General features: G+C 68.9%; 26 protein-coding genes. 15 read left to right on the top strand and 11 right to left on the bottom strand.

The genetic code is table 11. The features are described 5' to 3' along the window. Positions 1-322: 322 nt before the first annotated feature. Positions 323-760 carry a hypothetical protein gene (locus PX52LOC_RS21955; RefSeq protein ID WP_149112103.1) on the bottom strand — a complete coding sequence of 146 codons (438 nt, stop codon included), beginning with the start codon at positions 758-760 and terminating at the stop codon, positions 323-325. 377 nt (positions 761-1,137) lie between these two features. Here PX52LOC_RS21955 and PX52LOC_RS40795 point away from each other — a divergent pair, with 377 nt between their 5' ends. Beyond that, positions 1,138-1,293 carry a hypothetical protein gene (locus PX52LOC_RS40795; RefSeq protein ID WP_168219138.1) on the top strand — a complete coding sequence of 52 codons (156 nt, stop codon included), beginning with the start codon at positions 1,138-1,140 and terminating at the stop codon, positions 1,291-1,293. A gap of 228 nt (positions 1,294-1,521) precedes the next feature. Here PX52LOC_RS40795 and PX52LOC_RS21950 read toward each other — a convergent pair whose 3' ends face one another. Next, positions 1,522-2,325, bottom strand: coding sequence for an IS5 family transposase (locus PX52LOC_RS21950; protein WP_149112102.1), 804 nt, complete (start codon positions 2,323-2,325; stop codon positions 1,522-1,524). A 607-nt stretch (positions 2,326-2,932) separates the two neighbouring features. On the opposite strand from PX52LOC_RS21950, the gene PX52LOC_RS21945 reads away from it, so the two are divergent. The 9 genes from PX52LOC_RS21945 to PX52LOC_RS21905 all read left to right on the top strand — a co-directional run bounded on the left by PX52LOC_RS21945 (position 2,933) and on the right by PX52LOC_RS21905 (position 13,949). Beyond that, a complete protein-coding gene (locus tag PX52LOC_RS21945) occupies positions 2,933-4,201 on the top strand; it encodes an MFS transporter (protein ID WP_246173436.1) in 1,269 nt (422 codons plus the stop codon). Next, positions 4,198-4,725, top strand: coding sequence for a hypothetical protein (locus PX52LOC_RS21940; protein ID WP_149112100.1), 528 nt, complete (start codon positions 4,198-4,200; stop codon positions 4,723-4,725). Before PX52LOC_RS21945 ends, PX52LOC_RS21940 begins: the two co-directional genes overlap by 4 nt. 22 nt (positions 4,726-4,747) lie before the next feature. Then, the gene (locus PX52LOC_RS21935; RefSeq protein WP_218575131.1) at positions 4,748-6,496 is read left to right on the top strand and encodes a CHASE3 domain-containing protein; all 1,749 of its coding nucleotides are present in this window, start codon (positions 4,748-4,750) and stop codon (positions 6,494-6,496) included. Beyond that, positions 6,493-7,713: an MFS transporter gene (locus PX52LOC_RS21930; protein ID WP_149112098.1), complete on the top strand. Its 1,221-nt coding sequence runs from the start codon at positions 6,493-6,495 to the stop codon at positions 7,711-7,713. Before PX52LOC_RS21935 ends, PX52LOC_RS21930 begins: the two co-directional genes overlap by 4 nt. Next, the gene (locus PX52LOC_RS21925; protein WP_149112097.1) at positions 7,710-8,759 is read left to right on the top strand and encodes a metallophosphoesterase family protein; all 1,050 of its coding nucleotides are present in this window, start codon (positions 7,710-7,712) and stop codon (positions 8,757-8,759) included. Before PX52LOC_RS21930 ends, PX52LOC_RS21925 begins: the two co-directional genes overlap by 4 nt. A 13-nt stretch (positions 8,760-8,772) precedes the next feature. After that, positions 8,773-10,035, top strand: a complete 1,263-nt coding sequence (locus PX52LOC_RS21920; RefSeq protein ID WP_149112096.1) for an ArsB/NhaD family transporter — start codon at positions 8,773-8,775, stop codon at positions 10,033-10,035. Between the two features lie 10 nt (positions 10,036-10,045). Then, positions 10,046-11,437 (top strand): two-component system sensor histidine kinase NtrB, encoded by a 1,392-nt coding sequence (locus tag PX52LOC_RS21915; protein WP_149112095.1) that lies wholly within the window; start codon positions 10,046-10,048, stop codon positions 11,435-11,437. Further along, positions 11,434-12,798 carry a sigma-54-dependent transcriptional regulator gene (locus tag PX52LOC_RS21910; RefSeq protein WP_149112094.1) on the top strand — a complete coding sequence of 455 codons (1,365 nt, stop codon included), beginning with the start codon at positions 11,434-11,436 and terminating at the stop codon, positions 12,796-12,798. The genes PX52LOC_RS21915 and PX52LOC_RS21910 overlap by 4 nt, the downstream gene beginning before the upstream one ends. Before the next feature lie 263 nt (positions 12,799-13,061). Further along, on the top strand, positions 13,062-13,949 hold the full coding sequence (locus PX52LOC_RS21905; RefSeq protein ID WP_149112093.1) for a hypothetical protein: 888 nt from the start codon (positions 13,062-13,064) through the stop codon (positions 13,947-13,949). A gap of 103 nt (positions 13,950-14,052) precedes the next feature. Here the strand turns inward: PX52LOC_RS21905 and PX52LOC_RS21900 are convergent, their stop codons facing one another. Further along, positions 14,053-14,505: a VOC family protein gene (locus tag PX52LOC_RS21900; RefSeq protein ID WP_149112092.1), complete on the bottom strand. Its 453-nt coding sequence runs from the start codon at positions 14,503-14,505 to the stop codon at positions 14,053-14,055. Between the two features lie 234 nt (positions 14,506-14,739). Between PX52LOC_RS21900 and PX52LOC_RS21895 the strand changes: the two genes are divergently transcribed. Further along, positions 14,740-16,032 carry a PP2C family protein-serine/threonine phosphatase gene (locus PX52LOC_RS21895; protein WP_149112091.1) on the top strand — a complete coding sequence of 431 codons (1,293 nt, stop codon included), beginning with the start codon at positions 14,740-14,742 and terminating at the stop codon, positions 16,030-16,032. A gap of 16 nt (positions 16,033-16,048) precedes the next feature. Here the strand turns inward: PX52LOC_RS21895 and PX52LOC_RS21890 are convergent, their stop codons facing one another. The 7 genes from PX52LOC_RS21890 to PX52LOC_RS21860 form a co-directional block, all read right to left on the bottom strand. Further along, positions 16,049-16,996, bottom strand: coding sequence for a catalase family peroxidase (locus PX52LOC_RS21890; RefSeq protein WP_149112090.1), 948 nt, complete (start codon positions 16,994-16,996; stop codon positions 16,049-16,051). 67 nt (positions 16,997-17,063) lie between these two features. Further along, positions 17,064-17,711, bottom strand: coding sequence for a cysteine hydrolase (locus PX52LOC_RS21885; RefSeq protein WP_149112089.1), 648 nt, complete (start codon positions 17,709-17,711; stop codon positions 17,064-17,066). Between the two features lie 11 nt (positions 17,712-17,722). Further along, a complete protein-coding gene (locus PX52LOC_RS21880) occupies positions 17,723-18,343 on the bottom strand; it encodes a pyridoxamine 5'-phosphate oxidase family protein (protein ID WP_149112088.1) in 621 nt (206 codons plus the stop codon). 16 nt (positions 18,344-18,359) lie between these two features. Then, the gene (locus PX52LOC_RS21875) at positions 18,360-19,238 is read right to left on the bottom strand and encodes an alpha/beta fold hydrolase (RefSeq protein ID WP_149112087.1); all 879 of its coding nucleotides are present in this window, start codon (positions 19,236-19,238) and stop codon (positions 18,360-18,362) included. A 32-nt stretch (positions 19,239-19,270) separates the two neighbouring features. Further along, positions 19,271-19,738 carry a nuclear transport factor 2 family protein gene (locus PX52LOC_RS21870; protein ID WP_178132564.1) on the bottom strand — a complete coding sequence of 156 codons (468 nt, stop codon included), beginning with the start codon at positions 19,736-19,738 and terminating at the stop codon, positions 19,271-19,273. Between the two features lie 32 nt (positions 19,739-19,770). Continuing rightward, positions 19,771-20,385, bottom strand: coding sequence for a DUF417 family protein (locus tag PX52LOC_RS21865; protein ID WP_149112086.1), 615 nt, complete (start codon positions 20,383-20,385; stop codon positions 19,771-19,773). A gap of 89 nt (positions 20,386-20,474) precedes the next feature. Continuing rightward, a complete protein-coding gene (locus tag PX52LOC_RS21860) occupies positions 20,475-21,032 on the bottom strand; it encodes a carboxymuconolactone decarboxylase family protein (protein ID WP_149112085.1) in 558 nt (185 codons plus the stop codon). Positions 21,033-21,245: 213 nt separating this feature from the next. On the opposite strand from PX52LOC_RS21860, the gene PX52LOC_RS21855 reads away from it, so the two are divergent. The 4 genes from PX52LOC_RS21855 to PX52LOC_RS21840 all read left to right on the top strand — a co-directional run bounded on the left by PX52LOC_RS21855 (position 21,246) and on the right by PX52LOC_RS21840 (position 25,389). Further along, the gene (locus PX52LOC_RS21855; RefSeq protein ID WP_149112084.1) at positions 21,246-22,856 is read left to right on the top strand and encodes a sigma-54-dependent Fis family transcriptional regulator; all 1,611 of its coding nucleotides are present in this window, start codon (positions 21,246-21,248) and stop codon (positions 22,854-22,856) included. 34 nt (positions 22,857-22,890) lie between these two features. Next, positions 22,891-23,016, top strand: a complete 126-nt coding sequence (locus tag PX52LOC_RS21850) for a transposase domain-containing protein (RefSeq protein WP_149112083.1) — start codon at positions 22,891-22,893, stop codon at positions 23,014-23,016. Positions 23,017-23,227: 211 nt separating this feature from the next. Continuing rightward, positions 23,228-24,463, top strand: a complete 1,236-nt coding sequence (locus PX52LOC_RS21845) for an ornithine cyclodeaminase (RefSeq protein WP_149112082.1) — start codon at positions 23,228-23,230, stop codon at positions 24,461-24,463. 77 nt (positions 24,464-24,540) lie between these two features. Next, positions 24,541-25,389, top strand: a complete 849-nt coding sequence (locus PX52LOC_RS21840) for a dimethylarginine dimethylaminohydrolase family protein (protein ID WP_149112081.1) — start codon at positions 24,541-24,543, stop codon at positions 25,387-25,389. A 138-nt stretch (positions 25,390-25,527) separates the two neighbouring features. Here PX52LOC_RS21840 and PX52LOC_RS21835 read toward each other — a convergent pair whose 3' ends face one another. Then, on the bottom strand, positions 25,528-26,778 hold the full coding sequence (locus tag PX52LOC_RS21835; RefSeq protein ID WP_149112080.1) for a glycosyltransferase family 2 protein: 1,251 nt from the start codon (positions 26,776-26,778) through the stop codon (positions 25,528-25,530). Between the last annotated feature and the right edge of the window lie 11 nt (positions 26,779-26,789).

Below are 26,789 nucleotides of genomic sequence, written 5' to 3'. Positions count from 1 at the left end.
TTCCGGGGCTGCGGGAGCAGTTGCAAGCGGTGCTCGCGTGCTGGTGCGCCCGCTGCCCGGTCTGCCGTCAAACCGTGCCCGAACTTCTCGGCAAGCGGCCGCCCTAGCTAACGGAGTAATACTAGCAGGTTGCTGAAGAATCTCGGTCTTGAACCGGGGTTGGGATCGCGGTAACTTCTCGGACCGCAGTTCCGAGGTGAGGTCCTGCGCGGCCGATCCGACGACCAACTCCCGCGGTTCCCGATGCTCGACGTCGAGGCTCGCATCCGGGCCGACCACCCGCTCCGGGGCATCCCGCGGCGAGCCGGCCCGCCGCCCGCGTTCACCGCGGCGTACCGCCGGATCGGGCGGCCGGGCGTGCCGTCGGAACGCCTGCCCGGGCCCTGCTGCTGGCGGCCCTGTACCCGGCGCGGTGCGAGCGGATCGACACCGACCTGCGGTTCCGCGGGTCCCTCGACCCGCCCCCGACCGAGGGGGCGTTCGACGCCATGGCGTTCACGCACAACCGCCGGCGGCGGGACGACCACGACCTGGCGAAGGCGTTCTTCGCCGCCGTGGTCCGGGAGGCCCTCGCGGCCGGCCTGGGCCGCGACCACTTCAGCGCGGGCGGCCCGCGCATCGAGAGGTTCGCGTCGGCCAAGAGCTTCCGGTCGAAGGCCGCCGGCGGTGGGGCGGATGACGCGAACGGCTTCCGGCCGCGGAACCCGGCCGTCGATTCCCGCGGGCCGAAGCGGACGAACGACGCGCGCCAGAGCCGCACGACACGGAGCCGTGGTTGCGCCGGAAAGGGTTGGGGAAGGAGGCGAGGCTCACCCGGGGGGCACGCGCTCGCCGAGGACGGCCACGGCCCGATGGTGGCGGTCGCGGCCAACGGCACGGCCGAGCGGGTGGCCGCGTTAGAGATGCTCGACGGGTTGAAGGACGCGCACGGCGTGCCGCCGACGGCCCTCGGGTCGGACGAGGGGTTCGACTGCGAGGCGTTCTTCCGGGCGGATCGCCCTGCCCGTCCCGCGGGTCGAGGAGCCCCGCGGGACGAAGGCGGTGGCGTGCCAGGAGCAGCTTCCGGGTGTCGGCGCCCGGCAGCGGATGAAGGCGAGGGTGGGCACCGAGGGGTACCGGCTCCGTCCGAAGTGCCGCATGAGGATCGAGGAAGGGTTCGGGTGGTTGAAACGGGTCACCGGCCTGGCCGCGGCCGGGTGGTGGGAGTTTCAGCCGTTGCTCGGCATCGGGGCCGCGGCGTACAACTTGGTGCGGTCGCGAACGCTCCGGCCGGTCGCAGGGGTTATCGAATGATGGGCCGGGGACAGGGCGCGAGAAATGACGAACGGCGGCTCGCGCTCCAAGAACGTACCCCTTGTCGGCCCGGACGGCCGCCGACCGGTGGTCGCCGAGCAGGTCGATGGCGTGCGGCGCGTCCCCGGCCTGGCCGGCCGTCAACGTGAGGACGACCGGATGGCCGGCGGCGGTAAAACTACCGTGGCTCTTGGTGCCGAACCCGCCCTTGCGGCGGCCTAGAGCCAGTTATGCACTTTGAAGTCCCAGCCGGGGCAGGAGCAGGGTGAGGGAAGCGAGCCAGTGCCACCCGGCCAGCGTCGCGGGCAGCCGCTCGTAGTCGCGGGCCAGCCGGCGGAACCGGCCGAGCCAGGCGAACGTCCGCTCGACCACCCACCGCCGCGGGAGTAGGACGAACCCCTTCTTCGCCTCGGTATGCTTGACCACCTCCAACCGGATGCCGTTCCCTTTGGCTTGGTCGGCCGCCGACTCGCCGGTGTACCCCTGGTCGACGAACGCCACCTCGACCGTCCCGCCGGTCACCTCCTGCAGGCGGGCGGTCAGGTCGGCCACCTGGGCCCGCTCCTGCTCGTCGGCGGCCGTCACCTTCAGGGCGAGCAAGTGCTCCAGGGTGTCCACGGCGATGTGCACCTTCGACCCGTTCCGCCTCTTGGCTCCGTCGTACCCGGCCCGGCCCCCGCTCTCCGGCGTCGACTGCACGGTGCGGCCATCGAGAATCGCGGCCGTCGGCTGGGCCTCCCGCTCGCCGACCAGCCGCAAGATGACCCGCAGGTCGTGGGCGATGTCCTCGAACACCCCGGCGGCCACCCACCGGCGGGCCTGCTGGTACACGGCCGAGGCCGGCGGGAAGTCGTGGGACAGGTAGTCCCACTGGCACCCGGTGCGGACGACGTACCGGACGGCGTCGAACAGACGCCGCAGGGAGTGCTCCCGCTGCGGTGCATCCTCCCGCATGAGCGTCAGGTAGGGGGCGAGGAACTCCCACTCGGCGTCCGAGACGTCGCTCGGGTATGGCTTCCGGGGCGTCTTCATCCACCTAACGTATCGCCAGGCAACTCGATAAGTGCATAACTGGCTCTAGGCCTGGCTCGGGTGCGATTGCCGAGAGGTTTCCCGAGCCGACGGAACATTTCCAAGACTCCCTTGAGCCGTCCAACGGGCGAAAAACGACTCGGAAAGTGGTTGGGGGCCGTCGCCACACCGGCCCGGCCGACCGGAGTAACCGCCGGACGGCCTCCCGTCCGACCCGTGCCCGATAACCCCATCCGGCGGAAAAGGTCACCAACATCACTGCAACTCCAACACCTTGTGCAATACCGAGATGGCGGCAATCTTGTGCTAGAAGGCCGATTGTAGGTGTGACCACGGCGACAGCGTACTCCTCGACGGCCAACCGGCCAGTCTTGTTCACATTCATTTACCGTCGAAGAACGCCACCGGGTGGGGGATTCTCGCCCAAGCGGGGGAGGCGTGCTCACGTGAAGTTGGCCGCCCTCTGCCGCTGACAAAAGTTGACACGACTTACAGGCTGAGTTCACAGCGGTTCCGATGCAGTATGTAGCAAATCGTGATGGCGGCATACTGGTTGCAAACTCCGTTCGGCCGGCGCCTTGCTGGTTTCCCGTATCTGGAGGCAATCGTGGTCGATGAAGCGTTGGACGTGTCACGATCGCAACCGTTCGTCGCCGCACACGCCGGTTCCCGCTCGGCCTTGTCGTGGCGGAGTTGGGCGGGCATCAACGCGGCCAACTTCTTCCTCGCGGAGGTCACCGGGGTCACGCTCCCGTTCGTCGCCTCGTCCCTGAAGGACCACGGCTGGTCGCCGTTCGGCATCGGCGTGGCCACCGCCCTGGCCGGGCTGGGCGTGTTCCTCATGCAGACGCCCGCGGGCATCATGACCGACCGCAGCCGGGGCCACCGCCGGTTGCTCGCCGTCGCCTCGCTCGTCCTCGGCGTCTGCTACGGCCTGCTGCCGCTCGTCCCGCCGACGCCCCTGCTATGGGACTCGCTGCTGTTCTTATCCGGGGCAGTCCAGGCCTTCTTTCTGCCGGTGCTGGGGGCGCTCGCCCTCGGGCTGGTCGGCCACGCGGGCCTCAGTCGACTGATGGGCGCGAACCAGAGCTTCAACCACGCCGGCAACCTCGCCGCGGCCCTGGCCGCCCTCGGGTTGGTCGCGATCGGCGGGGCGGACGCCGTCTTCTACGCCGTCTTCGCGGTGTCGCTCCTCTCGGCCGCGTCGGTCTACTTGATCCGCGGCAACGAGCTCAACGAGGCGGCCGCCGCGGGGGCGAAGACGGACGAGAAGACGGTCGGCCTTCGTGAGTTGCTCCGCGACCGGCGGGTGCAACTGCTGTTCGCGGCCACCGCCCTGTTCCACCTGGCGAACGCCCCAGTCATGCCGCTAGTCGCCCAGAACGTGAAGGAACTCGGCGGGAACGACCGGCAAGTCGCCTTCGTCGTCCTCGTCGCCCAGGCGGTGATGATCCCGGTCGCCCTCCTCGCCGGGTGGCTGGTGGACCTCTGGGGGCGGAAGCCGGTGTTCGCCATCGGGTTCATCGCCCTGCCGGTGCGGATCGCGCTCTACGCCCTGGCCCAGACGCCCGAGCAGTTGATTTGGATCCAGACGCTCGACGGCATCGGGGCCGGCATCTACGGCGTCGTCATCGTGTCGATGGTCGCCGACCTGACGCACGGCAAGGGCGGGTTCAACGCCCTGTCCGGCCTGATCGCGACCGCCCTGAGCATCGGCGGCGTGATCGGCCCTTTGATGACCGGTGCTCTCACGCAGACGCTCGGCTACTCGGTGGCGTTCGGCGTGTTCGCCGGGATCGCGGCGGTGGCCGCCGCGATGTTTCTCGTGTTCGTGCCGGAAACCCGGAACGATTCTCAACCTCAGGAGAAGAAATGAAGGCTGCAACGATCGACGTGTCCCGGCCGGTGACGTGCCGGGTGCTGCACTATAACTTCAGCCCGAAGGGCGGGCTGGAGGGCTTGATCGTCGAGGTCGGCGGGGCGCGGGCGCAGGTCGTCTGCCCGCCGCACCTCGGCCACGACCTCGCCGCCGCGGTCGCGGAGGGGGAGACGGTGGAACTGGTGCTGTCCGAGGCCGAGCCGTCGGACAAGGGGCCGGCCGCCCACCCGGTGTACCACCTCGAAGAACTGCCGCACACGGACGCCGCCGACGAGGAGCCTGGGGTAAAGGGAATCGTGGCCCGGCTGAACTACGCCAAGCACGGCGAGGCGAACGGCGTGGTCCTCGACACCGGCGACTTCGTCCACCTGAAGCCGGACGGCATGGCGCAACTCGGCCTGAAGGTCGGCGACCGGGTGAAGGCCGAGGGCGAGACGCGGGCGATGGACCTGGGCGGCCGGGTGGTCGAGGCGACGGCCGTCAACGGCGTGGCCGTCAAGCGGAAGCCCAAGCACCACTAACGCCGGAATGGGGGGACGTGCCGTGAGTGAAGTCGGGCTGCACGATCGGGCGTCGGCGGAGGAGGAGTTGCCCTTCCGGCTCTCGCACGCCGCGGCCGGCGTGTTGCGGCGGCACTTCCTGTTCCTGCTCGTGGCCGCCTACGGTCTCGCCGCCGTCGGACCGGGCCTGGGCCGGTGGGTCGGCGGACTGGGGGCGGACGTCGGACCGGCCCACTTGTCGGTCCCGATGGTCATGCTGGCCGCGGTTTTGTTCCTGGCCGGGCTGGAGGTGCCGACGGCCGGCCTGCGGCACCTGTTGCGGAAGCCGGCCCCGCTCGTAGTCGGCCTGTTGGTCAACCTGATCGTGCCAGTCCTGTTCATCGCCGGGGTCGCCCAACTCACGCGGTCGTGGGCCGGGGCGGGGGTGCAGCCCGTGCTGGTCGGCCTGGGCCTGATCGCGGCCATGCCGATCGCCGGGTCGGCGACCGCGTGGGCGCAGAAGGCGGACGGCGACCTGGGCTTGAGCCTCGGTCTGGTGCTGGCCTCAACGGCACTGAGCCTAGTCACGACGCCGGTCACGCTGTACGCGGTCAGCGTCGTCGCCCTGGGGGATGACGCGGCCGTGCTGCGGGATCTGGCGGCCCACGGGTCGGGCGGGTTCCTGCTCGTGTGCGTGCTGGTCCCTTCGGCCGCGGGGATCGCCGCCCGCCGGTTATTAGGAACGGAGCGGGTGAAGGCTCTGCACCCCGTCCTCAAGACGGTCAGTTCCGTCGTCCTGCTGGTGCTGGTGTACGTCAACGCCTCGCGGTCGCTGCCGCACGCCTTGGCCCAGCCGGACCCGGACCTGCTCGTCGCCCTCACGCTCGTGGCCGGCAGCTTCTGCGCGGTGGCGTTCGCCTCCGGGTGGCTCGTCGCCCGCCTGCTGCGGGTGCCGCCCGGCGAACAGGCGTCGCTCGTGTTCGCCCTCGGCATGAGCAACAACGGCACCGGTATGGTGCTGGCCGCCGCCGCCCTGGCCGACCGGCCCGAGATCGGGCTGGTGATCGTCTGCTACAACCTGATCCAGCAACTCGCGGCCGGCGGCGTGGACTACGTCCGCACGAACTGGACGACCGAACCGGGTCCCGGCGGCGGGTGGTTCCGGACGGGGCCGCTGCGGGCCCTGGCGTCGTTCGGGTTCGTGCTCATCGCGGCTGTCGTGGTGGCGAACGCGAGTGCCTCGTACTGGAACGTCCGCACGCTGGCCGACGGCAACCGCTGGGTCGTCCACACGCACGAGGTCATCTCGCGGTTGCAAGACGTGCTGTCGCTCTTGAAGGACGCCGAGACGGGGCAGCGGGGCTACCTGCTGACCGGCCGCGACGAGTACCTGGAGCCGTACCGCGCGGCCGTCGAGAAGGTGCCCGGCCGGGTCGAGCAACTGCAAGTCCTGACGGCCGACAACCCCGACCAGCAGACCCGGCTGGCGAAGATGCGGGCGCGGATCGACGCCAAGCTCGGCGAACTCCGCGAGGCGGTTTCGGCGCGTCGCGAGAAGGGCCAGGAGGCGGCGCTCGCGGTCGTCCTCGACGGCCGCGGCAAGAAGATGATGGACGACCTCCGCACGGTCGCCGACGAGATGGAGGCGACCGAACTCGCGGCCTTGGAACAGCGGGCGGCGGCCGCCGACTTGCGGGTGCGCCGGACGCTGTCGGCGATCGTGCTGACGACGCTCGTGGTCTTGATCGTGCACGTCGCCCGCGGCCTGTCGCAGTTCCGACGGCGGCCGGCGACCACCGGGGGGGACGGATGAACTTGCGGAACCGGTTCGGGCTGTACGGCTCTTACTTCTTCGGCATGGCCGGCATCGGCTTCACGCTGCCGTACCTACCGGCCTACCTGAAGGAGACCAAGGGGTACAGCGACCAAGACATCGCCCTCGTCTTCGTGTTATCGGCGGTCGCCGGGCTGGTGCAGTTCCCGCTCGGCCTGTGGTCGGACAAGCTCGGCCGGCGAAAGCCGTTCCTGGTGGCGGCCCTCGCCGTCCTGGCCGGGGCGACACTCGTGCTGCCGTGGGCCGGCGGCCTGCTGCTCGGCGTGGCGGTGGTGCTGTTCGCCGAGAACGGCGCGTGCCGGGCGACGGTGGAGAGTCTGGCCGGGGCGGAGGCGGCCCACCTGGCGGAGCCGGGGCAGGTCGGCCGGGCCATCGGGGCGTTGCGGTTCTGGCGGCCGGTGAGCATCGTGCTGACGGCCCTCCTCGGCGGCGTGCTGGCGAAACAATTCGGCGTTGCGTGGCTGCTCGGCCCCGTCGCCGTCCTCCAGGGGTTGGCCGTGGTCGCGGCCCTGGCCATCACCGACGACCGCGGCGGGAAGCACCCGGACCCGACCCCGTCGGCCGACGCGGAGCCGGCCGACGGCCCGAAGAGCCTCGGCCTGAAGGACGCGAAGTTGTGGGTGTTCATCGCGGCGATGGTGCTGTTCCACGTCGGCAACGCGCCGGGCGGCATGTACCTCGGCCTGTACCTGCAAGGCGACTTGGCCGCCCCGAAGGACTACATGTCCTTTGCCTTCGTCGTCAGCATGGTGGCGTGGATGGGGGCCGTGCGGCCGGCCGGCCGCCTCGCCGACGCCCTCGGCCGCAAGCCGGTGCTCATCGCCGCCTGGACGATCATGACCGTGCGGCTGGTGCTCATCGCGGTCGCCCAGGCCGGCTGGCAGATTTTGCTCATCCAACCGCTCGACGGCCTGGGCCAGGGGTTGTTCGCCGTCACCGCGGCCGCCTGGGTGACGGACCGACTGGCCGACCCGAAGCGGGTGGGCGAGGCCCAGGTACTCGTCGGCTGCGCCCTCGTCGGCGGGTCGGCCCTCGGGCCGGCGTTGGCCGGGCTGGTCGTCGGCGACCTGGGCTACCGTGGCACCTTCTGGGTGCTGGCCGGGGTCGGGGCGGTGGCGACGCTCATCGTCACGTTCCTGGTGCCGGAAACGAAGACCGCCGACGCCCCGGCCGTGACAGCGGAGGAAAAGGTATGACCCCCGTCGTCGTCTGCGTCCCCGGCGACCTGCACCTGACGGCCGCGGGCCAGCCCAACCACCGGGCCGCCGAGTGGGCGGTGGACGAGATCGAACGGCTCATCAAGCCCGACCTCGTCCAGTTCATCGGCGACAACGTGCAAGACGGTACGGCCGACCAGTACGCCCTGTTCCGCGGACTGACGGCGAAACTCACCCGCCCCTGGCACGCGCTCGTCGGCGACCACGACGCCCAGCGCGACCCGACGGCCGCCGACTTCCGCCGGCACGTCGGCGACCCGTGCGGCTCGCTGCGGCTCGGCGGCTTCCGCTTCCTGCGGCTGAACACCCAGGAGGCCCACCCGGTCGGCCTGTCGACGACGCAACTGGACTGGCTGTCGCGGGAACTGGCCGCCGCGACGGCGGCCGGCGAGCGGGTGGTGATCTTCCAGCACAACTACCCGTTCCAGATCTGGGAAGACTTCGCCGGGCCGGGCATCGACACCTGGCGGGGCATGGTCCACGGCCACGGCGTCCACGCCGTGCTGAGCGGGCACACGCACTACTGGCAACTGGCGAACGACGGCCGCAACGTGTTCGCCGCCACCCGCAGCATCGGCGACCCGGAGGGCGGGCCGCCGGGGTATACGGTCGCGTACTTCCACGGCGACGACTTCGCGGCGACGTTCCGCAGCGTCAACGACCGCGGCCCGCTGGTCCTCGTCACCCGCCCGCGGGACGCGCTCCTGGCGACGCGCCCGGCCCACGTCGTCCGCGGGGCGGCCGACGTGCGGGCGCGGGTGTGGTCGGCCGAGCCGCTCGCCCAAGTGATCGTCCGCGTCGAGAGCGAGAAGCCGGTCCCGCTCACGCCGGTCGGCCCGCTCGACTGGTCCGGCCCGCTAGCCGGCGACCAGTTGGGCAAGGGCGTCCACCGCCTCGTGGTGCGGGCGACGGACGCCGCCGGGGCGGTCGGCGAACACGTTGTCGAGGTGGCCGTCGATTCGACCGGTCGTTACACCGCCGTCCCGGGCGTCCGCCCGGTCGTGACGGCCACCGACTTCTGTTAACCGAGGAGCCTTCGTGTCCGAAACCGTCGCCTGGTGGCTGACCATCGCCGCGTTCGTGTTCACCTACGCCGGCCTCGCCGTCGGCCGCCTGCCGTGGCTGCGGACCGACCGGGCCGGCATCGCCCTGGCCGGGGCCGCCCTCACCCTCGCCCTCGGCCTGCTGACCTTCGACGACGCCGTGAAGGCCGTGGACTTCGCCACCCTCGCGCTCCTGCTCGGCATGATGGTCGTCGTCGCCTACCTGCGGCACGCCGGGTTCTTCGAGGCCGTCGCCGACGGCGTCCTCGCGCGGGTCCACTCGCCCGTCGGCATCCTCGCCGTCACGATGTCGCTGTCGGCCGTGCTGTCCGCGCTGCTGGTCAACGACGTGGCCTGCCTCGCGCTCGCCCCGCTCGTGCTGCACATGGCCCGCCGGCGGAAGCTCGACCCGCGGCCGCACCTGATCGGCCTGGCCGTCGCGTCGAACGCCGGGTCGGTGGCCACACTGACCGGCAACCCGCAGAACATGATCATCGGCGGCCTGTCGCACGTCAGCTACCTGCGGTTCGCCGCCCGGCTGACGCCGATCGCGGTCCTGTCCGTGGTCGTCGCGTTCCTCGTGACGTGGCTGGTATTCCGCTCCGCCCTGGCGGCGACGGCGGCCCCGGCCGAAGAACAGGGGGAAGAGCCGCCAAAGGAGCAGCCCCGGCACCCGAGGCACCGCCGGCTCTTGGTCAAGAGTTTGCTCGTCACGGTCGTGACGGTGGGCTTCTTCTTCGCCGGGTTCCCGATGGCCGTCGTCGCCCTCGCCGCGGCCGGGTTCCTCTTGCTCGACCGGGTGAACCCGACGAAGGTGTACCAAGAGGTCGATTGGCCGCTGCTGGTCATGTTCGCCGGATTGTTCGTGGTGGTCCACGCCTTCGAGGTGCGGGTCCTGGCCCCGAGCGGTGTCGAGAAGTGGCCGGTGTTGCAACACCACCCGATCGACGTGCTGAGCGGGGCGTCGGCCGTGCTGTCGAACGTGGTCAGCAACGTGCCGGCCGTGCTCCTGTTCAAGCCGGTCATCCTGGCGATGCCGGCGGAGTCGCAGGAGGTGGCGTGGCTGGCCCTGGCGATGTCGAGCACGCTGGCCGGGAACTTCACCGTCCTCGGCTCGGTCGCGAACCTGATCGTCGTCGAGGCGGCCCGCAAGGAGCGGGTGACGATCACGCTCCTGGACTACTGCCGCGTCGGCGTGCCGGTCACGGTCCTGACGCTGCTCCTGGGCGTCGCGTGGCTCACGTTCGTCCCGTACTGAGGAACCGGAGATGCGCCGCTGGGTGCGGGCGAACGGGCTGGCCGTCCTGGTCGGGGTGCTGTTCCTGGCCTCGCTCGGGACGATCGTGGCCACCGCGGCCCGCGTGTTCCTCCTCCCGCACCGGGAGTTGGAAGCCCGCGACCGGTTGCGGGACGCGGCGGCCGAACTCGCCGCCGCGGCGGAACCGCTCGTCGCCGAGGTGCCGACCGGCGTCGGCCCGGACCGGTCGCTACCGGACGACTACGATCGGCACCTCGCGGCCGTGACCGCCCGCGTCCTGGACCGCTACCCCGGAGCGGAGGGCGGCTTCTACGTCAACGGCGGCATCGACCAGTTCGCCGGGTTCGCGCACCCGACGGAAGGCTCGGCGAAGCCCGGCGTCGGACGGAGGGAGCCGCCGCCGCTCGAAACGCCGTCGATCCGCCGGCAGGCGAAGGAAGTGCTGAACGGGTCGGCCGACGACCCGCCGCTGGTCGAGGTGCGGGACGTCGGGCCGAGCCGCGTGGCCGTCGCCACGGCGGCGGTCGGCGACCGCCGGCCGGCCCGCCTCGCGGCGTGGGTCATGGTCCGGCTCATCGACCCGGCCCAACAGCGGGAAGAACTCCGGGGGTACCTGCTCTCGGTCGCGTTCGCCCTCGGCGGCATGGTCGTGGCCCTCGGCCTGACGGCTCAACTCGGCCGGTCGCTCCGCCACGAGCGACGGAAGCAGGCGCGGCTGACGGAGGATCTTCGCAAGGCCGAGCACCTCGCCTCGCTCGGCCGCCTGTTGGCCGGCGTCGCCCACGAGGTCCGCAACCCGCTCGCCGCCATCCGCTCGACGGTCCAACTCTGGGAGCGGCTCCCGGACCAGGCCCGCACGCCCGCCTCGTTCGCCGCCGTGGTCGCGGCCGTGGACCGCATCAACGGGCTGGTCGGCCGCCTGCTCTACTTCGCCCGGTCCGGCCACGAAGACCTGCGGCCGGTCGACCTCGCCGCCGTCACGGCCGAGACGCTGGAGTTGTCCCGCGCCCAGGCCGATTCGCAGGGCGTCGCCTTCGACATCGACTTTGCCCCGGAGGTGCTGCCGGTCCTCGGCGCGCCGCAGGCTCTTCGGCAGGTCGTGCTGAACCTCGTGGCCAACGCCCTGCAAGCCATGCCGACGGGCGGCCGGCTGGTGTGCCGCACGCGGCGGGCCGGCGACGCCGTCGAACTGACCCTGTCCGACACCGGGCCGGGCATCCCACCCGAAGTTCGCAAGAAGCTGTTCGAGCCGTTCGTCACGACCCGGCCCGACGGCACCGGCCTCGGCCTCGCCCTCTGCCGCGAGATCGTGGCTCAGCAGGGCGGGCGGATCGCGTTCGACCCCGACCCGCCGGTCGGCGCGACCGTCCGCGTCACCCTTCCCATTCCGAGGGCGACATGACCCGACCGACGATCCTGGTGGCCGACGACGACCCGACCATCCGCGGCAACCTCGCCCTGCTGCTGCGGTCCGAGGGTTACGACGTCCGCGAGGCGGCCGACGGGGTGCAGGCGGCCGCGATGCTCGACGACCCGGCCGTCGCCCTCGCCCTGTTGGACTTGAAGATGCCCGGCCAAGACGGCATGGCTGTGCTGCGGAAGCACGCCGACCGGCTGGAGGAGACGCCGGTCATTCTCGTGACGGCGTTCGGCGGCAGCGGGCCGGCCATCGAGGCCATGCGGCTGGGGGCCTACGACTACCTGACCAAGCCGTTCGACCTGGACGAAGTCCTGTTCACCGTCCGCCGCGCCCTCACCCAGCGGTCGCTCGCCGAGCAGGTGCGGGCGCTCTCCCTTGCCCCGGTGGCCGAGGACGACTGGGCCGACGACGAACTGATCGGCCGCCACCCGGCGATGCTCGCCGTGTTCAAGCTCATCGGCCGGGTGGCCGCGACCGACGAGCCGGTGCTCGTGATCGGCGAGAGCGGCACCGGCAAGGAACTGGCGGCCGGGGCCGTCCACCACAACTCGGCCCGGTCGGCCGGGCCGTTCGTGAAGGTGAACTCGGCCGCCCTCAGCCCGCACCTGTTGGAGAGCGAACTGTTCGGCCACGAGAAGGGGGCGTTCACCGGGGCCGTGGCCGCCCGCCGCGGCCGCTTCGAGCAGGCCCACGGCGGCACCCTGTTCCTCGACGAGATCGGCGAACTCGACGTGGACCTGCAAGCGAAGTTGCTCCGCGTCCTCCAGACCGGCACGTTCGAGCGGGTCGGCGGCGAGGCGACGGTGACCGCAGACGTGCGGGTCGTCGCGGCCACCAACCGCGACCTGAAGGCCCGCATCGCCGACGGGAAGTTCCGCGAGGACCTGTTCTACCGGCTGAACGTGGTGTCGATCGAACTGCCGCCGCTGCGGGACCGCCGGGACGACATCCCGCTGCTGGCCGAGGCGATCGTCCGCCGGCTGGCCCAGAAGTATCGCTGGCCGCATCTCGCCCTCTCCCCGGACGCCGTGTCGGCCCTCACCCGGCGGGACTGGCCGGGGAACGTCCGCGAACTGCAAAACGTCCTCGCGCGGGCGGCGATTCTGGCCCGTGGCCGCGTCCTCCAACCGGCCGACTTCGAGGCCGCGGCGGCAACTGGGGCCGTCCTGCCGCCGGCTGGCTCGCTCGTCCTCCGAGACGCCCTCGCGGAGACCGAGCGGCGGGTGATCGGCTTGGCGTTGGACCAAGAGAAGTGGAACCGCACGCAGGCCGCGCGGGTGCTGGGCATCAGCCGCCGGCAGTTGTTCGACAAGATTCGGGAGTACGGCTTCCGCGAGCCGTGAGCCGGGCGGGAAGCCCCCGACCGGGGCGGGCGACTCCCGCCCACCCGTTCCCAGCCCACTCTTGAGATTCTCCCCGGTGAACTCCGCCCGGTCGAGTTTGAGGATCGAAAATCCCTTCCGATCCAGCACTTTGGAACTGCCCTCCGATTCTTCCATCGCGACGGCACCCGTTGGCCTTGAGCTTGCCTTCCCCCTTCTCGCCGGTCCGCGATCCGTGCGATTCGCACCGACCGACACCGGCAGTTCCCCCATGGAGAAGACCGATGATCTCGCTCCGAAAACTCCTGACGGCCGGCGGGCTGGCCGCGGGCGTGTTGACCGTATCGCTGGCGGCCGACACCCCGACGGCGTTCGCCCAGCCGCCGAAGAAGGACAAGAAGGACGGCCCCGGCCCGAAGGACGGGCCGAAAGAGAAGGCCGGGCCGAAGCACATCGCCGACCTGCGGAAGGCCTACGACATCCTCGCGGACGTTCGTCCGGCCCCGAAGAAGGGCGGCCCCCGAGAGGAGGAAGGTCGGCGATTGTTCGACTCGGCCAAGCGACTGTACCGCGACGCGGTGGCGGCCGCCGACGGGGATGGCCCGCCGAACCCCGAACAATCCGCTGCGGCCCACGACGCCGCCCGCGGGTTGAAGCACTGGATTTCAGCCAGCCAGACGCCGGTGCCGGACCTGCCGAAGCCCCCGGCCCCGCCCGCCGGCCCGATGGGCGACGACCCGTGGGAGCCGGCCCGCGGCGAACTCCGACGGGCGAAGGACCGCCTCGAAGACGCGACGGCCGAGGGCGGCCCGATCGGTAAGGAGTTTCTCGACGCGGCCAAGAAGGCGTACGCCGACGGCCGTGCGGCCTACGAGGCGAAGGAGTACGACCGGGCGGCCGACCTGGCCCGCGCGGCCGAAGCGTGGAGCCATGTCGGTGAGCACCTCGGCCGGGCCGCGGATCGCCGGGACGGCCCCGACGGCAAAGCTCCACCGCCCCAGCCGGAACGCCCGGCCGGGAAAACGCCTCCGCCCCCGCCAGACGGCAAGACCCCGCTGCCCCCACCGGAACGCCGCCCGGACGCAAAGACTCCCGGGAAAGAAACCCCTCCTGCCCCGCCGCCGCTCGGCGAGAAGGAACCTCGCGAGCGACCGCCGGCCCCCCGGCCATAGGAAGTCAAGTCTACAGGAGGCGTCCTTTCGAAGGAAATATCGCGGCCGAGGTTACGGCAGGTAACCTCGGCCGCGATCGTTATTGGGAGGTTGACGGTCGCGGTCATCGGGACGCGCTTGGGACGAGCTCTTCCGCCAGGCCGATGAGAACGCCCTCGGGGCCGCGGACGTAGCAGAGCCGATACACGTCCTCGTACTGGACCACTCGGCCGACGACCTCCGCGCCGCGCTTCCCGAGCCGGGCGAGGGTATCCTCGAGGTCTGTCACGGTGAACATGACGCGGAGGTAGCCGAGAGCGTTCACCGGGGCGCGGCGGTGGTCGGCGATGACCGGCGGCGCGAGGAACCGGGACAATTCAAGCCGGCTGTGGCCGTCCGGCGTCCGCATCATGGCAATCTCGACGCGCATGTTGCGCAACCCTGTGACGCCGTCGGCCCAATCCCCTTCGATCGGGGCGCGGCCTTCGAGCGTGAGGCCCAGTTCGGCGAAGAACGCGATGGCGGCGTCGAGGTCTTCGACCACGATGCCGACGTTGTCCATCCGCTTGACCGTCATGATGTCTCCTTGGCGTCACCCACCCCACGACGGCTGGGAGCAAGCCCAACGTAGCGATGCGCGAAACGGACCGCAAGAACGAATCGGCCCGGCACTGTTGCTGGATGAGTAATGAAGCCAGACCTGGAGCTGGTCGCCGCTGTAGAACAACCGGTGGCGGCCGAACGGACCCGGTGTTGGAACCGAAGTCGTCAGGCGGCAATCGATGGCAGAGGCACGGGCGGGAGGGTGCGGATGGCGAGCGAGCACGGCGGGGCAGTAGACGGTGGGTGGGAGGCGCGGCTGGCCCACGTCGTGGACCTGATGCGCGAGATGAGCCGCCAGACCGACCCGCAAGAGATGGTCCGGGCCTACGGCGAACGGGTCCAACACCTGACGCGAATCGACCGGCGGATCTCGCTCAGCCGGCGGGATCTCGCCGCCCCGTGCTACCGCGTCACCCGGAGCACGACGTGGCCGGGCGCCGTCAACCCGTGGACCGACAAGGACCGCCTCCCGCTCCTGGAAGGCGGGTTGGTCGCCGATCTCATCTACGGAAACGAGCCGCGGGTCGTCGACGACTTGGCCGTGCCCGCCGACGACCCGGCGGCCGAGTACCTGGCCGGCCACCGGTCGCTGCTGGCGGTCCCGCTGTTCGACCAGGGGGTCGCTCTGAACATGGTCCTCTTCCTGCGGACGGAGCCGGCCGCCTTCGCCCGCGAAGAACTGCCCGAGCTAGTGTGGATGAGTAACTTGTTCGGCCGGGCGACCAACACACTCGTCCTTTCCGACCAGTTGCGGCAGGCCAACCAAGCCCTCGACCGAGAGTTGAAAGCCGTCGGCGAAGTGCAACGGTCGCTCCTGCCGGCGGCCCTGCCAAAGATTCCGACGCTCGACGTGGCCGCGTACTACCGGCCGTCGGCCCGGGCGGGCGGCGACTACTACGACTTCTTCCCGCTCCCCGGCGGTAGGTGGGGAATCTTCATTGCCGACGTGAGCGGGCACGGCAGTCCGGCCGCGGTCCTCATGGCCGTCACGCACTGCATCGCCCACACCAACCCCGGCCCGGCCCAACCGCCGGGCCGGGTGCTGGACTACCTGAACCAACATTTGGTGACGCTGTACACGGGCGGGAGCGGAAAGTTCATCACGGCCTTCTACGGCGTGTACGATCCGAGGGGCCGAAGGCTGACGTACGCCAGCGCCGGGCACAACCCGCCCCGCCTGAAGCGGTGCGCGGACGGGCGTCTGATCCCGCTGGACGCGGCCGGCGGGCTGCCGCTCGGAATCACGGGCGAGGAAACCTACGACGAGGCCGTGCAGCAACTCCAGCCGGGCGATCAGGTTCTGTTTTACACGGACGGCATTACCGAGGCTGCCAACCGGACGGGCGAGCTGTTCGGCACCGACCGCCTCGACCGGGTGATGGGGAACTGCGCGCTCCAGGCGGCAGGCCTGCTCGAAGAGGTTCTCCGGGCGGTCGAGGCGTTTGCCGACGGTCATCCGGCCGACGACGATCGGACGATGATCGTCGCCCGCGTCTCGTGATCGGCAAGACCGTCGCTCACGCCTGGCGAGCGTCGCCGGCGGCGGCCCGACGGCGGCGGCCGCTCAAGAGGTAGATGTCCGACCGCACCTCCGTGAGCGGGTCGCCGGACGGATCAATGCCGTCCACCCGCGGGACCGGGTCGAAGATCACCTTCCGCATTTCGGGCGAGAGTTCATCGACCCGCTCGGTCAGGGTGAGCGTGCCGAACTCGATCACCTCGCGCGACTCCGGCCACACGGCGGTGGCGTCGGCCACTTCGTCCCCGTCCTGGGCGAGTTGCACCTGAAGGCGGAACACGACCGGCCCCTTCGCGAGCCGCTCCGACAACTCGGCGGCCAGGAAGTCCGCCGTCTTGGTCGCGGCTTGGTCCGCCGTTAAGAAAGCTGTGCCCGCTTCTGGCGTGAGGCGGAAGCGACCGAACCGACTGGCCCCGGCCGCATTGGTGAACCGGAACGCGGTCACGGCAAAGAACGCCTGCCGAGCGAAACTCGTCGGAATCGGTTTCGGCGCTTCGACGAACCGCTTCGCGGCTGGGTGGGCGGCGAGGAACGCGACGATCGGCGGCGGTTCCGGGGCACCGGGGCCGCTGCCGGCGACGGCCCGCAGAAATTCCAGAAACTCCTCGCCAGTGCGGACCGAGAACCCGTTGTGCGAGTGGGCCACGATGTCCGTGTGGACGTGGTCGGCGAGGTGGAACCGGATCGCCATGCCCTGCGGGCCGGACCCCTTCGGGTCGTTGTCGGCGACGGTCGGGATGCCGGCCGCCGGCGAGAACCGCACAGTCACCGGGGTGGACGGCCGGGCCGCGTGCGGGGCGCGGGTGAGGGCCGCGGCCCCCGCTAAGGGAGTGAACCTCCCGGCGTACATCGTGCCTTTCGCGTGGGCCGGGCGGAAGCCGGGGTGGACGCCGCCGGCCAGGGTGTCGAGCGTGCCGAGCAGGTTGGTGGAAAGTTGGGACGCCATCGTGCGGACTCCGTTGCGGGCTGAAGCGAGTTTTATGGCCGGACGTTCCGGGAAGCGATACGGTCCGTTATTTCATGGCGGCGACCGCGTCGTCGGTCGTGAGGACCGCGTTCGCGAGGTAGCCGTAGTTGATGAGGGCCGCCGTGTACCCGTCGCCGAGGACGGGGTGCCGCGGGGCGGCCGTCGCGTCCTTCACCACGGCCACCTCGAACCCCTGTTCGATCAGTTCCCGCAGGTGGCTCTCGACGCACAGGTTCGCCAGCATACCGGCCAGCACGACCTTGCCCACGCCCCGCTTGCGGAGTTGGAAGACGAGGTCGTTGGTCTGCGGCCCCCACGCCTTGTGCGGGCTGACCACGACCGTCTGGCCGTCCTCAATGAACGGCTTGTACTGGGGAAGCCAGTCGGCCCCAGACCCAGGGAACCCATCGAGAGTGAGCGGGTCGGGGCGGAAGAACTCCTTGCCGTCGAGCATCATTTTCTCGACCGCCCCGCCGAACCGCCACTGCTGGTCGTGCGGGTACAGGTAGTGCGGCGAGACGAACACCCCGAACCCGCCGCCCTTCGCCGCCTGGAACAAGCGGCCGATGTTCTCGACCGTGTTGTTCTCCCGGATACTCTCTCCGACTAATCCCCACGAGACGCCGGCCTCACTCAAGACGTCGTTCTGCGGGTCGATCATCACGAGTGCGGTGTCCGCTTGGTGAATGTCCATCGTCGCTCTCCTCAAGTGTGTTTGGGCTTCGTTTTCAGACTTACGACCTCGGCCTCCAACTCCGCGATGCGGGCCTGGAGCGCGGCGATCTTCGGGGCGATCTGCCATTCCGAAAACCGCCGGTGGATGTGCTGCGGGCAGTTCACGTCCCACGCCGCAACGGTGAACACAATCGCCCGCTCGACCCGGCCGGGGTACGCCGGATCGCGAAGCTTCTCCAACAGTTCTGGATCGTCTTCGACGACGCGGGCCGTGCCCCACACCTTCACCCGCCGACGATTGGCGTAGTCCATCAGGAACAAGAACGCCTTCGGGTTCTCGCTCAGGTTGCCGACACTCAGGTATTGACGATTCCCGCCGAAGTCGGCGAACGCAAGCGTGTGGTCGTCGAGCGCCTTCAGGAATCCCGGCGGGCCGCCGCGGTACTGGACGTAGGGCTGGCCGTCGGCCGTCGCGGTGGTCAGGTAGAACATGTCCAGGTCCGCGATGTACTCCCGGAGATCGTCGGTGACGGTCGTTTCCCAACTGCCGTCCCGCTCCATCCGGGCGTAGCTCTTGCGGGAGCCGGCCCGCTCTTGCACGGCCTTCACCGCAGGGGTAAAGGCCACATCGCTGGGGTACGTTCGCACCATGATGCCTCCGGGCGGGTTACGCCTTCAGGTGCTTGCCGAGGAAGTTGCGGATCAGGTCGGCGATCTCGTCGCCGTTGCTTTCGAGGGCGAAGTGCCCGGCGTCGAGAATGTGATACTCCAGGTTCTTCAGGTCGCGCTTGTACGGCGCGGCCCCGGCGGCTGGGAAGATCGGGTCGTGTTCGCCCCACGCGATCAGCACGGGCGGCTGGTGCGTGCGGAAGTATTCTTGCCACGCCGGGTAGAGCGGCGGGTTGCTGCCGTAGCTCAGGAACAGGTCGAGTTGAATCTCGTCGTTGCCCGGCCGGTCGAGCAGGAACTGATCGTGGGCCGGGCCGTCGGGGCTGACCCGTTCCGGGTGCTTCACGCCGACGGTGTATTGCCACTTCGTCGCGTCATAGGTGACGAGGTTGCGGATCGCGTCCCGCTTCGCCTTACTCGTCGGCTCGGCCCAGTACGCCTTGATCGGCTTCCAGAAGTCGTTGTCCAGCCCCTCGTCGTAAGCGTTGCCGTTCTGCACGACGATGGCTGTCACCCGATCCGGGTGAGCCGTCGCCAGGCGGTAGCCGACCGGCGCGCCATAGTCCTGCACGTACAGGGCGTACTTCGTGAGGCCGACCTTCTCGGTGAAGGCGTCGATCACCTTCGCCAAGTTGTCGAAGGTGTACGCGAACTGATCGTGCGGGGGCATCGAGCTGTGCCCGTAGCCGGGGTAGTCCGGCGCGATGACGCGGTACTTGTCCGCGAGTTGCGGGATCAAGTTGCGGAACATCTGCGAGCTAGTCGGGAAGCCGTGCAGCAGTAGGATCGCCTGGGCGTCCGCCGGTCCGGCCTCACGGTAGAAGATGTCCAGGTCGCCAACCTTCACGGTCCGGTGGTTCACGATGGCAGTGATCATGAGAAGTCCTCGGAATGGGTTTCAGGTTTGAGTTACTTCACGTCGGGAATGCCAGGATGGTCGGCCGGGCGAGGGCCGGGGGCGGGCCAGAGGAAGGTCCGTTCGTCCTCGCGGATCGCCAGGTCGTTGATGCTCGCCTCGCGGCGGCGCATCAGGCCGGCCGCGTCAAACTCCCAGAGTTCGTTGCCGTAGCTGCGGAACCAGTTCCCGGCGGCGTCGTGCCATTCGTACCGGAACCGCACGGCGATCCGGTCGGCGGTGAACGCCCACAGGGCCTTCACCAGTCGATAGTCGAGTTCCTTCGCCCACTTGCCGGTCAGGAACGCGCGGATGGCGTCGCGGCCGGTGATAAACTGATCGCGGTTTCGCCACACAGAGTCCTCGGTATAGGCCAAGGCGACGCGGGCCGGGTCGCGGCTATTCCAGGCATTTTCGGCGGCCCGCACCTTGAGCGTGGCGGTTTCGAGCGTGAACGGCGGGGCAATCACAGGTGGATTCATGGCAGTCTCCTGAAAGGGTGGGGGTTGAAGGATCAAGCGGTCACGAGCGACTGTTCGGCGGCCACTTGCAGGCTCGCGGCCCGGCTCCGCAGGTACTTTTTCGCGGAGTCGGCCATCGTGACAACGGCGGCACCCATCATGATGGCGTCCTTGACGACGAGCCGACCGGCCCCGGATAGGAGCGGGAAGCCGTGCTCGGCGCTGCCGAGCGACGGAACCCAAGTTTCCGGCGTGGTGACGAGGAACGACAGCGTGGTCAGCGACATCACGAACACCAGGAAGCTGCCGGCGGCAGAGACCCGCGGGAAGACCGGGTGCAGGGCGATGAGCACGCCGTACAGCACGATCACCGACCCGAGGCCGTAGGCGAAGACGTAGGTGCCGTTCTTCTCATGCCACTCGCGGTTGGCGGGGACGAGTTCGCCCTCCTTGTTCATATGCTGCTTATACTCGCCGGCAGGCTGGTGGTAGAAGAAGCTCATCGCCGGGCTGTTGGCCACGAACGGGACGATTCCCTCGTCCTCGTACTTGTAGACCTTCAGCCCGCCGATCCACACCAGCACGACGACCAGGCCGATGCGGGTGAGTGTGACCCCGACTTGATCCATCCGGGAAGCTATCTCGAACAGTTTGTTGAAGGCGTTCATCGGACTCTCCTCAGTTGTGTGTGCCTTCCCGCGACGATCCTCGCGTGCAATCGCTCGCGGGATCGAGTCCGGGGTCAAAGAATGAAGCGTTAGGCGGCGACAGTTTCTTGCGGCAGCGGCTCGACCGGCGGGAAGTCGATGGCAATATCGCCGACGAGGTTGAAGTAGTTGGTGAAGACGTGAACCGCGACGTTGGCGACGACCTCGGCGATCGCCCCGTCGTCCCACCCCGCGGTTCGCACGGCGGCAAGGTCCGAGTCCGTGACCCGTCCGCGAGCATTCACGACCTGCCGGGCGAAGCGAACGAGCGCGTTCGCCTTGGCGTCCACCGCCGTACCGAGGCGGCTATCCCGAATCTGGTCCGCGGTCAGCCCGACCATCTTGCCGACGGCGTTGTGGGCGGCGAGGCAGTAGTTGCACCCGTTCGCCTCGGCGACCGCGAGGGCGATCTGCTCTCGTACCTTCGGCGACAGCGCCCCCTTGGCAAGTGCCCCGCTGAACTGAAGGTAGGCGTCGAGGACGGCCGGAGCGTTGGCCATCGCACGAGTCATGTTCGGGACCATGCCGAGATGATGTTTGACCGCGTCGAGCAGTTCCTTGGCTCGGCCGGTTGCAGTTTCAGGGTGAACGGAGTTCAGGCGTGACATGGCTTTGATCCTCTTGGTTATGGTCTTCCACCTCGCAAAGTCGGAGGTCGATGAAAGCACAGATGATCACGAAGTGTGCCAATCGCATTGATTTTTCTGAAGTTATTACCATTAATATATTTACGTCAAAATTACACGGCTCGAATTGTTCGCGAGATTTCGTGAAATTACGAAATATCGTAGTATAACTGCGAGATTTCGTGAGGGCCACTCATGGCGATCGATGTATCGGGACATCTCTTCCACGACCCTAAACGCCTGCTGCTCGACATGGCGAGGGAACACAACTTGGCGAGTCTGCTTCGCCTCGTCGTCGATCGGCTGGCGGTCTCGCCGCGGGTGGCCCTCGCCCGGATCTGGCTGGTGCAGAAGTCCGTGGACTGTTCCGGCTGCCCAATGATGGCCGAGTGCCCGGATCGGTCGCTGTGCCTGCACCTCGCCGCGAGCGCCGGCCGGTCGCAGGACGACGCGGCCGTCGAGTGGACGCGGATCGACGGTGCCTTCCGCCGATTCCCGCTCGGCGTGCGGAAGGTCGGGCGGATCGCCGCGACCGGGCAGGCAGTCGAAGCCCCAGACCTGTGGCCGGACCCGCCGACGTGGGCGGCGCGGCCGGTGTGGATGCGGGCCGAGGGCGTGGCCGGGTTCGGCGGGCAACCGCTTGTCCACCGCGGGCAGACGCTCGGGGTGCTCGCCGTGTTCGCCCGCGGCCCCATCGGCCCGGACTGCATGGACTGGCTGCGGACAATCGCGGACCACACCGCCGCCGCCATCGCGACCGCCCGCGCTTTCGAGGAGATCGACGCCCTGCGGAAGCGACTGGAGGAGGAGAACGAATACCTGCGGGAGGAAGTGACCCGAACCGGGGCGTTCGGCGAACTCGTCGGGCAAGGGCCGGCCCTCGAAGCCGTCGCCCGACAGATTGACCTCGTAGCCCCGACCGACGCGGCGGTCCTCGTCCTCGGCGAGAGCGGCACCGGCAAGGAACTCGTTGCCCGCGAACTGCACCGCCGCAGCCGGCGAGCGGGGCAGCCACTGGTGAAGGTGAACTGTGCGGCCGTGCCGCGGGAGTTGTACGAGAGCGAGTTCTTCGGCCACGCCCGCGGGTCGTTCACCGGGGCGTTGCGGGACCGGGCCGGCCGGTTCGAACTGGCCGACGGCGGCACCCTCTTCCTCGACGAGGTCGGCGAGATTCCCCTGGAACTTCAAGCGAAGCTGCTCCGGGTGCTTCAAGAAGGAGAATTGGAGCGGGTTGGGGAGGAGCGGACGCGGAAGGTGAACGTGCGACTGGTGGCCGCGACCAACCGCGACCTGCGGGCTGAGGCCGAGGCCGGGCGGTTCCGGCTGGACCTGTACTATCGCCTCAGTGTGTTCCCGGTCGAACTCCCGCCGCTGCGGAAGCGGACCGAGGACATCCCGCTCTTGGCGGACCACTTCCTGACCCTGGCCGCCCGCCGGGCCGGTCGACCGAAGCCGAAACTCACGCTCGCCGCGGTCCGACAACTCCAGGGCTATTCGTGGCCGGGGAACGTGCGGGAACTCCAGCACACGATCGAGCGGGCGATCATCACCTCGGAAGGAGGCAGGCTCAGCATCGAACTGCCGGGCGACTCGCCCCGGCTGTCAGTTCCGCCCCCGCCCTTGGCCGCTGTCGAGCGGGTGCGGACCGACGCGGAGGTGCGGAAGTTGGAAGCGGACAACATCCGGGCGGCTCTGGCGCAGGCCGACGGCAAGGTGTCCGGTCCGAACGGGGCGGCCGCGTTGCTCGGCGTGAAGCCGACCACCCTGGCCTCGCGGATCAAGGCCCTCGGCCTGACGTCACGGTGACCGTTGCGAACACGTACGGCCGGCTACTGTCCTCTTGAGCGAGGTGGCGGGCGCCGAGCGACACGGGCACGACCCGCGGGCCTACGCCCACGACCTGCTCACCCATCTCCCCACCCGGCCGCCCAACGCCGACGTGTCCGAACTGCTCTGCGACCGCTAGCGACCGTCGTCGCTCAGCCGAGGTCGAGCCCGGACGCCCTTCGTCAAACCAACTCGCCGGACGCTCACGCTGATGTAGCCGTCGGCCGGCTTCCACCGCATATTACCGTTTCGTCCGGTCGCCCCGGCCGTGGGTCGTCGATGCCTTGTTTCGCCGTCGCTCGGGGATTCAAGTTCAGAGACGGCCATCGGCTCCCATTAAGAGGTTCGGTATGTCCGCACAACACGTCGAACACGTCGAAATGACCGGCCACATCGTTGACTCGCTCCTGTTGCCGAAGGTGCTCGACGCGATCCTGTCGCGGGGCGGGCGCTATCACATTGAAACCCTTCGGCTCGGCCAGCGACAAGACGACCCCAGTTTCGTTCGCCTGGAGGTCCGGGCGGACGCGGCCGAACAGCTCGAAACGATACTCGCGGACATCCACCCGCACGGTGCCGTACCGGCCCAGTCGGGGGACTGCGGGACCGTACCGGCCGACATCGCCGGCGCGTACCCGGACGGGTTCTACTGCTCCACCAACTTCCGCACGCAGGTCAAGCTCGCGGGCGATTGGGTGGACGTGGAGGGGCAGGAGATGGACTGCGGCATCGTGGTCGATCCCACCGGGACCGCGGCGCGGTGCGTCCCGATGACGGCGGTCAAGACTGGCGACCACGTCCTCGTCGGCCGCCAGGGCACGCGGGTGTTCCCGCCGGAGGCCGAAATGCGGCGGCACGAACTGTTCGAGTTCATGGCGAGCCCAGTGTCCAGCGAGCGGCCGAAGGCGGTAAGCGTGCGAGAGATTGCGGCCGCGATCCGCAAGACCCGCGCCGCGGGCGACAAGGTGCTCGCGGTCCTCGGCCCGGCGGTCGTCCACACGGGCGGTGGCGAACTCGTCGCGAAGATGGTCCGCGACGGGTTCATCAACGTCCTGTTCGCCGGCAACGCGCTCGCCACGCACGACATGGAACAGGCGTTCTACGGCACCAGCCTCGGTGTCTCACTCGACCAGGGGCTGCCGACCGTGGAAGGGCATGAACACCACCTGCGAACGATTAACAGGATCCGGCGTATCGGCGGCATCCGGAAGTCCGTGGAAACGGGTCGGCTCACGAGCGGGATCATGTACGAGTGCGTCCTGCGGGACGTTCCGTTCGTACTTGCCGGCAGCATCCGCGACGACGGGCCGCTGCCCGAGGTGGTCACCGACATGCTCGCCGCCCAGGACGCGATGCGCCGGCTCGTGCCCGGCGTCGGGTTCTGCCTCATGGTGGCAACGACGCTGCACAGCATCGCGGTCGGGAACTTGCTGCCCGCGTGGGTGAAGGTGGCGTGCGTGGACATCAGCCCCGCGACCGTCACGAAGTTGATGGACCGGGGCACCACACAGACGGTCGGCATCGTGAGCGATGCCGAACCGTTCCTGCGGTCGCTCGCGGCGGAACTTGAGAGAGGCGGGACGTGAGCAAGCCGGGCGACCGATCCCTGGTCTGGTAAAAGGTAAAGAGACTCGCCGCGTTCCTGAACTCACGGAAGTCGCTGATGTCATCGCCATCGCAGCCGCGCACCCTCATGTGCCCGCCGGACCACTACGGCATCGAGTACGAGATCAACCCGTGGATGAATCGCTCTCGCGGGGCCGACGCCGCGCTCGCGTCCCGTCAGTGGCGGCACTTCTACGACACCCTTGTGGGACTCGGCGTTCGCGTCGAACTGATGCCCCCACAGCCGGGCCTCCCCGACCTCGTCTTCACCGCCAACGCCGGGCTCATTTTCCACGGAATGTTCTTGAGCAGCCGCTTCCGGCACGAGGTCCGGGCTCGCGAGTCGCCGCACTTCGACGAGTGGTTCGCCGGGGCGGGCTTCCGGGTGGAACACTTGCCGGAGGAGATGTTTCACGAAGGCGCAGGCGACGCGCTGTTCTGCGGCGACACGTTGTTCGCCGGTTACCGCACGCGGTCGGACGCGACCGCCCACCAGTGGGTCGGAAAGTTCCTCGGCGTCCGCGTCCTCCCGCTGGAGTTGGTGAACCCGCGGTTCTACCACCTCGACACGTGCTTCTGCCCGCTCGCGCCGGGGGTCGCCCTGTACTTCCCGGAGGCGTTCGACGACTACGGTCGGCGGGTGCTGCACACGCACGTCCCGACGCTGATCGCGGTGGCGGAGTCGGAGGCGGACCGGTTCGGGTGCAACGCCGTGGTCGTCGGTACGACGGTCATTCACAACAGCCGGTGCCCGAAGTTAGCCACGGACCTGACCCACGCTGGGTATCGACCGATCGAAGTCGAGTTGGACGAATTCCTGAAGGCCGGCGGTAGCGCGAAGTGCCTGACGCTGCGGCTCGATGGCGAAGAGGCCGCCGGTTGGAGGTACGGGCCGAAGCCGGGTTAGGGGGCGATCCACAACGGCGGGACGAATGCCCACACCAACCGGAGAAGCGACTTCCGCACCTCGGGGACGATCCCCCGACCTCGGTCTCCCGTTGTGGACCGCCTCCGCGACCCTATTCGTCCCCGACATCCCGCTGGGCTATGCAGCATGGAGCTGGTGAGAAGTTGTGGGCCTTACGTCGAAGGGGAGGCCGTGCCGCGACAACACGGTGGCAAATTCTGCGAGCAATTCGTCGGACATTAGCACGGCAAGGCTGAAATATCCGCGGCGGTCGGTGAGAAAGCGTTCGCAATCATCGGCAGAGTTCATGACGAGTGTTTCGACCGTAGGCGGGGTCAGTTCTTGGAACCTCTCTCGTTCGGTCCGGTCGATCTTCCAGGCGACGGTCGGCATCGCATCGAGCCACTCCAAAAGCCGAACTGTCCGACTCACCCTAACGGAATCTGCGGGCTCGCCTACGAGCAGCACTTTGATGGAGGTGTCATTCACTCGGCGATGTCGCAGGGTGCTCTCCGGCGTGTTGGCAGGCTGTTCGGCTAGCCAATTGCGATGACGCGCGCAGAAAATCTTGTGGTGGTGGTGGACGAGCTTCTCCAATTCGCTCTGGCCAAACATCTGTCCGGAGGTCGCATTCTCGTAGTGGAGGATCGCGACTTCGGGCAAGTAAACGGCACGCCAACCAGCGAGTTGCATGCGGATCGCGAAATCCGGGTCCTCAAAATAACCGGGCGAGAACACTTCGTCGAAGCCACCCGATGACTCGAATATCTCGCGGCGGAGCAGTTGGAACGCGGCGGAGCAGTAGTCGACGTCGCGTCGGAACAGCACAGCCGGGTCGTCGGGTTGCCGGCCCCGGGCATATTGGCAGACCCAGCCGTCCGAAGTAATCAGGCAACCAGCCTCTTGCAAGGTGCCGTCCAACAAGATGATGCGGCCCCCCACTACGCCGACGTCGGGATGGGCGTCGAGGAACTCGACCGCGGCGTCGATACTTCGGCCGAGGATTTCCGTGTCGTTGTTCAACAGTAACAGGTGGTCGCCGGTCGCCCGGGCGGCCCCTTGATTCACGCCGCGCGGGTACCCGACATTTTCGCGGTTGCGGATGATCGTCGCACCCCGCACCCGCGACAGCAATTCGTTCGTCGCGTCGGTGCTGCAGTTGTCAACGATGATTAATTCCTTGGACACCGTGTTGGCGAGGGAGGCCAGGGAGAATAGGCAACTGAGAGTAAATTCTGCGCGGTTGTAAAGGAGCATGACCACGCTGACCCGCGGCGGAGCCGCTGCGGGGGGCGTGAAATCGAGAACCTGGTCCGATTGAAGGAACGAGCGCAGCCTGACCTTCGCAACGGCCGTGGCGTAATCCTTCGCCATGTGGGATGTGGACATAATGCCCCTTC

This window comes from Limnoglobus roseus (assembly GCF_008254045.1).
Classification (GTDB): Bacteria; Planctomycetota; Planctomycetia; order Gemmatales; family Gemmataceae; genus Limnoglobus; species Limnoglobus roseus.
The sequence above is the reverse complement of the archived record's forward strand: the minus strand, read 5'-3'. Positions and strand labels throughout refer to the sequence as shown.

What these genes read in the sequence shown, in the direction of transcription:
- PX52LOC_RS40795 (WP_168219138.1), top strand. Translation starts at nt 1,138, where the DNA reads ATGAGGATCGAGGAAGGGTTCGGGTGGTTGAAACGGGTCACCGGCCTG.
- PX52LOC_RS21950 (WP_149112102.1), bottom strand. Translation starts at nt 2,325, where the DNA reads ATGAAGACGCCCCGGAAGCCATACCCGAGCGACGTCTCGGACGCCGAG.
- PX52LOC_RS21940 (WP_149112100.1), top strand. Translation starts at nt 4,198, where the DNA reads ATGAAGGCTGCAACGATCGACGTGTCCCGGCCGGTGACGTGCCGGGTG.
- PX52LOC_RS21930 (WP_149112098.1), top strand. Translation starts at nt 6,493, where the DNA reads ATGAACTTGCGGAACCGGTTCGGGCTGTACGGCTCTTACTTCTTCGGC.
- PX52LOC_RS21925 (WP_149112097.1), top strand. Translation starts at nt 7,710, where the DNA reads ATGACCCCCGTCGTCGTCTGCGTCCCCGGCGACCTGCACCTGACGGCC.
- PX52LOC_RS21915 (WP_149112095.1), top strand. Translation starts at nt 10,046, where the DNA reads ATGCGCCGCTGGGTGCGGGCGAACGGGCTGGCCGTCCTGGTCGGGGTG.
- PX52LOC_RS21910 (WP_149112094.1), top strand. Translation starts at nt 11,434, where the DNA reads ATGACCCGACCGACGATCCTGGTGGCCGACGACGACCCGACCATCCGC.
- PX52LOC_RS21905 (WP_149112093.1), top strand. Translation starts at nt 13,062, where the DNA reads ATGATCTCGCTCCGAAAACTCCTGACGGCCGGCGGGCTGGCCGCGGGC.
- PX52LOC_RS21900 (WP_149112092.1), bottom strand. Translation starts at nt 14,505, where the DNA reads ATGACGGTCAAGCGGATGGACAACGTCGGCATCGTGGTCGAAGACCTC.
- PX52LOC_RS21895 (WP_149112091.1), top strand. Translation starts at nt 14,740, where the DNA reads ATGGCGAGCGAGCACGGCGGGGCAGTAGACGGTGGGTGGGAGGCGCGG.
- PX52LOC_RS21890 (WP_149112090.1), bottom strand. Translation starts at nt 16,996, where the DNA reads ATGGCGTCCCAACTTTCCACCAACCTGCTCGGCACGCTCGACACCCTG.
- PX52LOC_RS21885 (WP_149112089.1), bottom strand. Translation starts at nt 17,711, where the DNA reads ATGGACATTCACCAAGCGGACACCGCACTCGTGATGATCGACCCGCAG.
- PX52LOC_RS21880 (WP_149112088.1), bottom strand. Translation starts at nt 18,343, where the DNA reads ATGGTGCGAACGTACCCCAGCGATGTGGCCTTTACCCCTGCGGTGAAG.
- PX52LOC_RS21875 (WP_149112087.1), bottom strand. Translation starts at nt 19,238, where the DNA reads ATGATCACTGCCATCGTGAACCACCGGACCGTGAAGGTTGGCGACCTG.
- PX52LOC_RS21870 (WP_178132564.1), bottom strand. Translation starts at nt 19,738, where the DNA reads ATGAATCCACCTGTGATTGCCCCGCCGTTCACGCTCGAAACCGCCACG.
- PX52LOC_RS21865 (WP_149112086.1), bottom strand. Translation starts at nt 20,385, where the DNA reads ATGAACGCCTTCAACAAACTGTTCGAGATAGCTTCCCGGATGGATCAA.
- PX52LOC_RS21860 (WP_149112085.1), bottom strand. Translation starts at nt 21,032, where the DNA reads ATGTCACGCCTGAACTCCGTTCACCCTGAAACTGCAACCGGCCGAGCC.
- PX52LOC_RS21855 (WP_149112084.1), top strand. Translation starts at nt 21,246, where the DNA reads ATGGCGATCGATGTATCGGGACATCTCTTCCACGACCCTAAACGCCTG.
- PX52LOC_RS21845 (WP_149112082.1), top strand. Translation starts at nt 23,228, where the DNA reads ATGTCCGCACAACACGTCGAACACGTCGAAATGACCGGCCACATCGTT.
- PX52LOC_RS21840 (WP_149112081.1), top strand. Translation starts at nt 24,541, where the DNA reads ATGTCATCGCCATCGCAGCCGCGCACCCTCATGTGCCCGCCGGACCAC.
- PX52LOC_RS21835 (WP_149112080.1), bottom strand. Translation starts at nt 26,778, where the DNA reads ATGTCCACATCCCACATGGCGAAGGATTACGCCACGGCCGTTGCGAAG.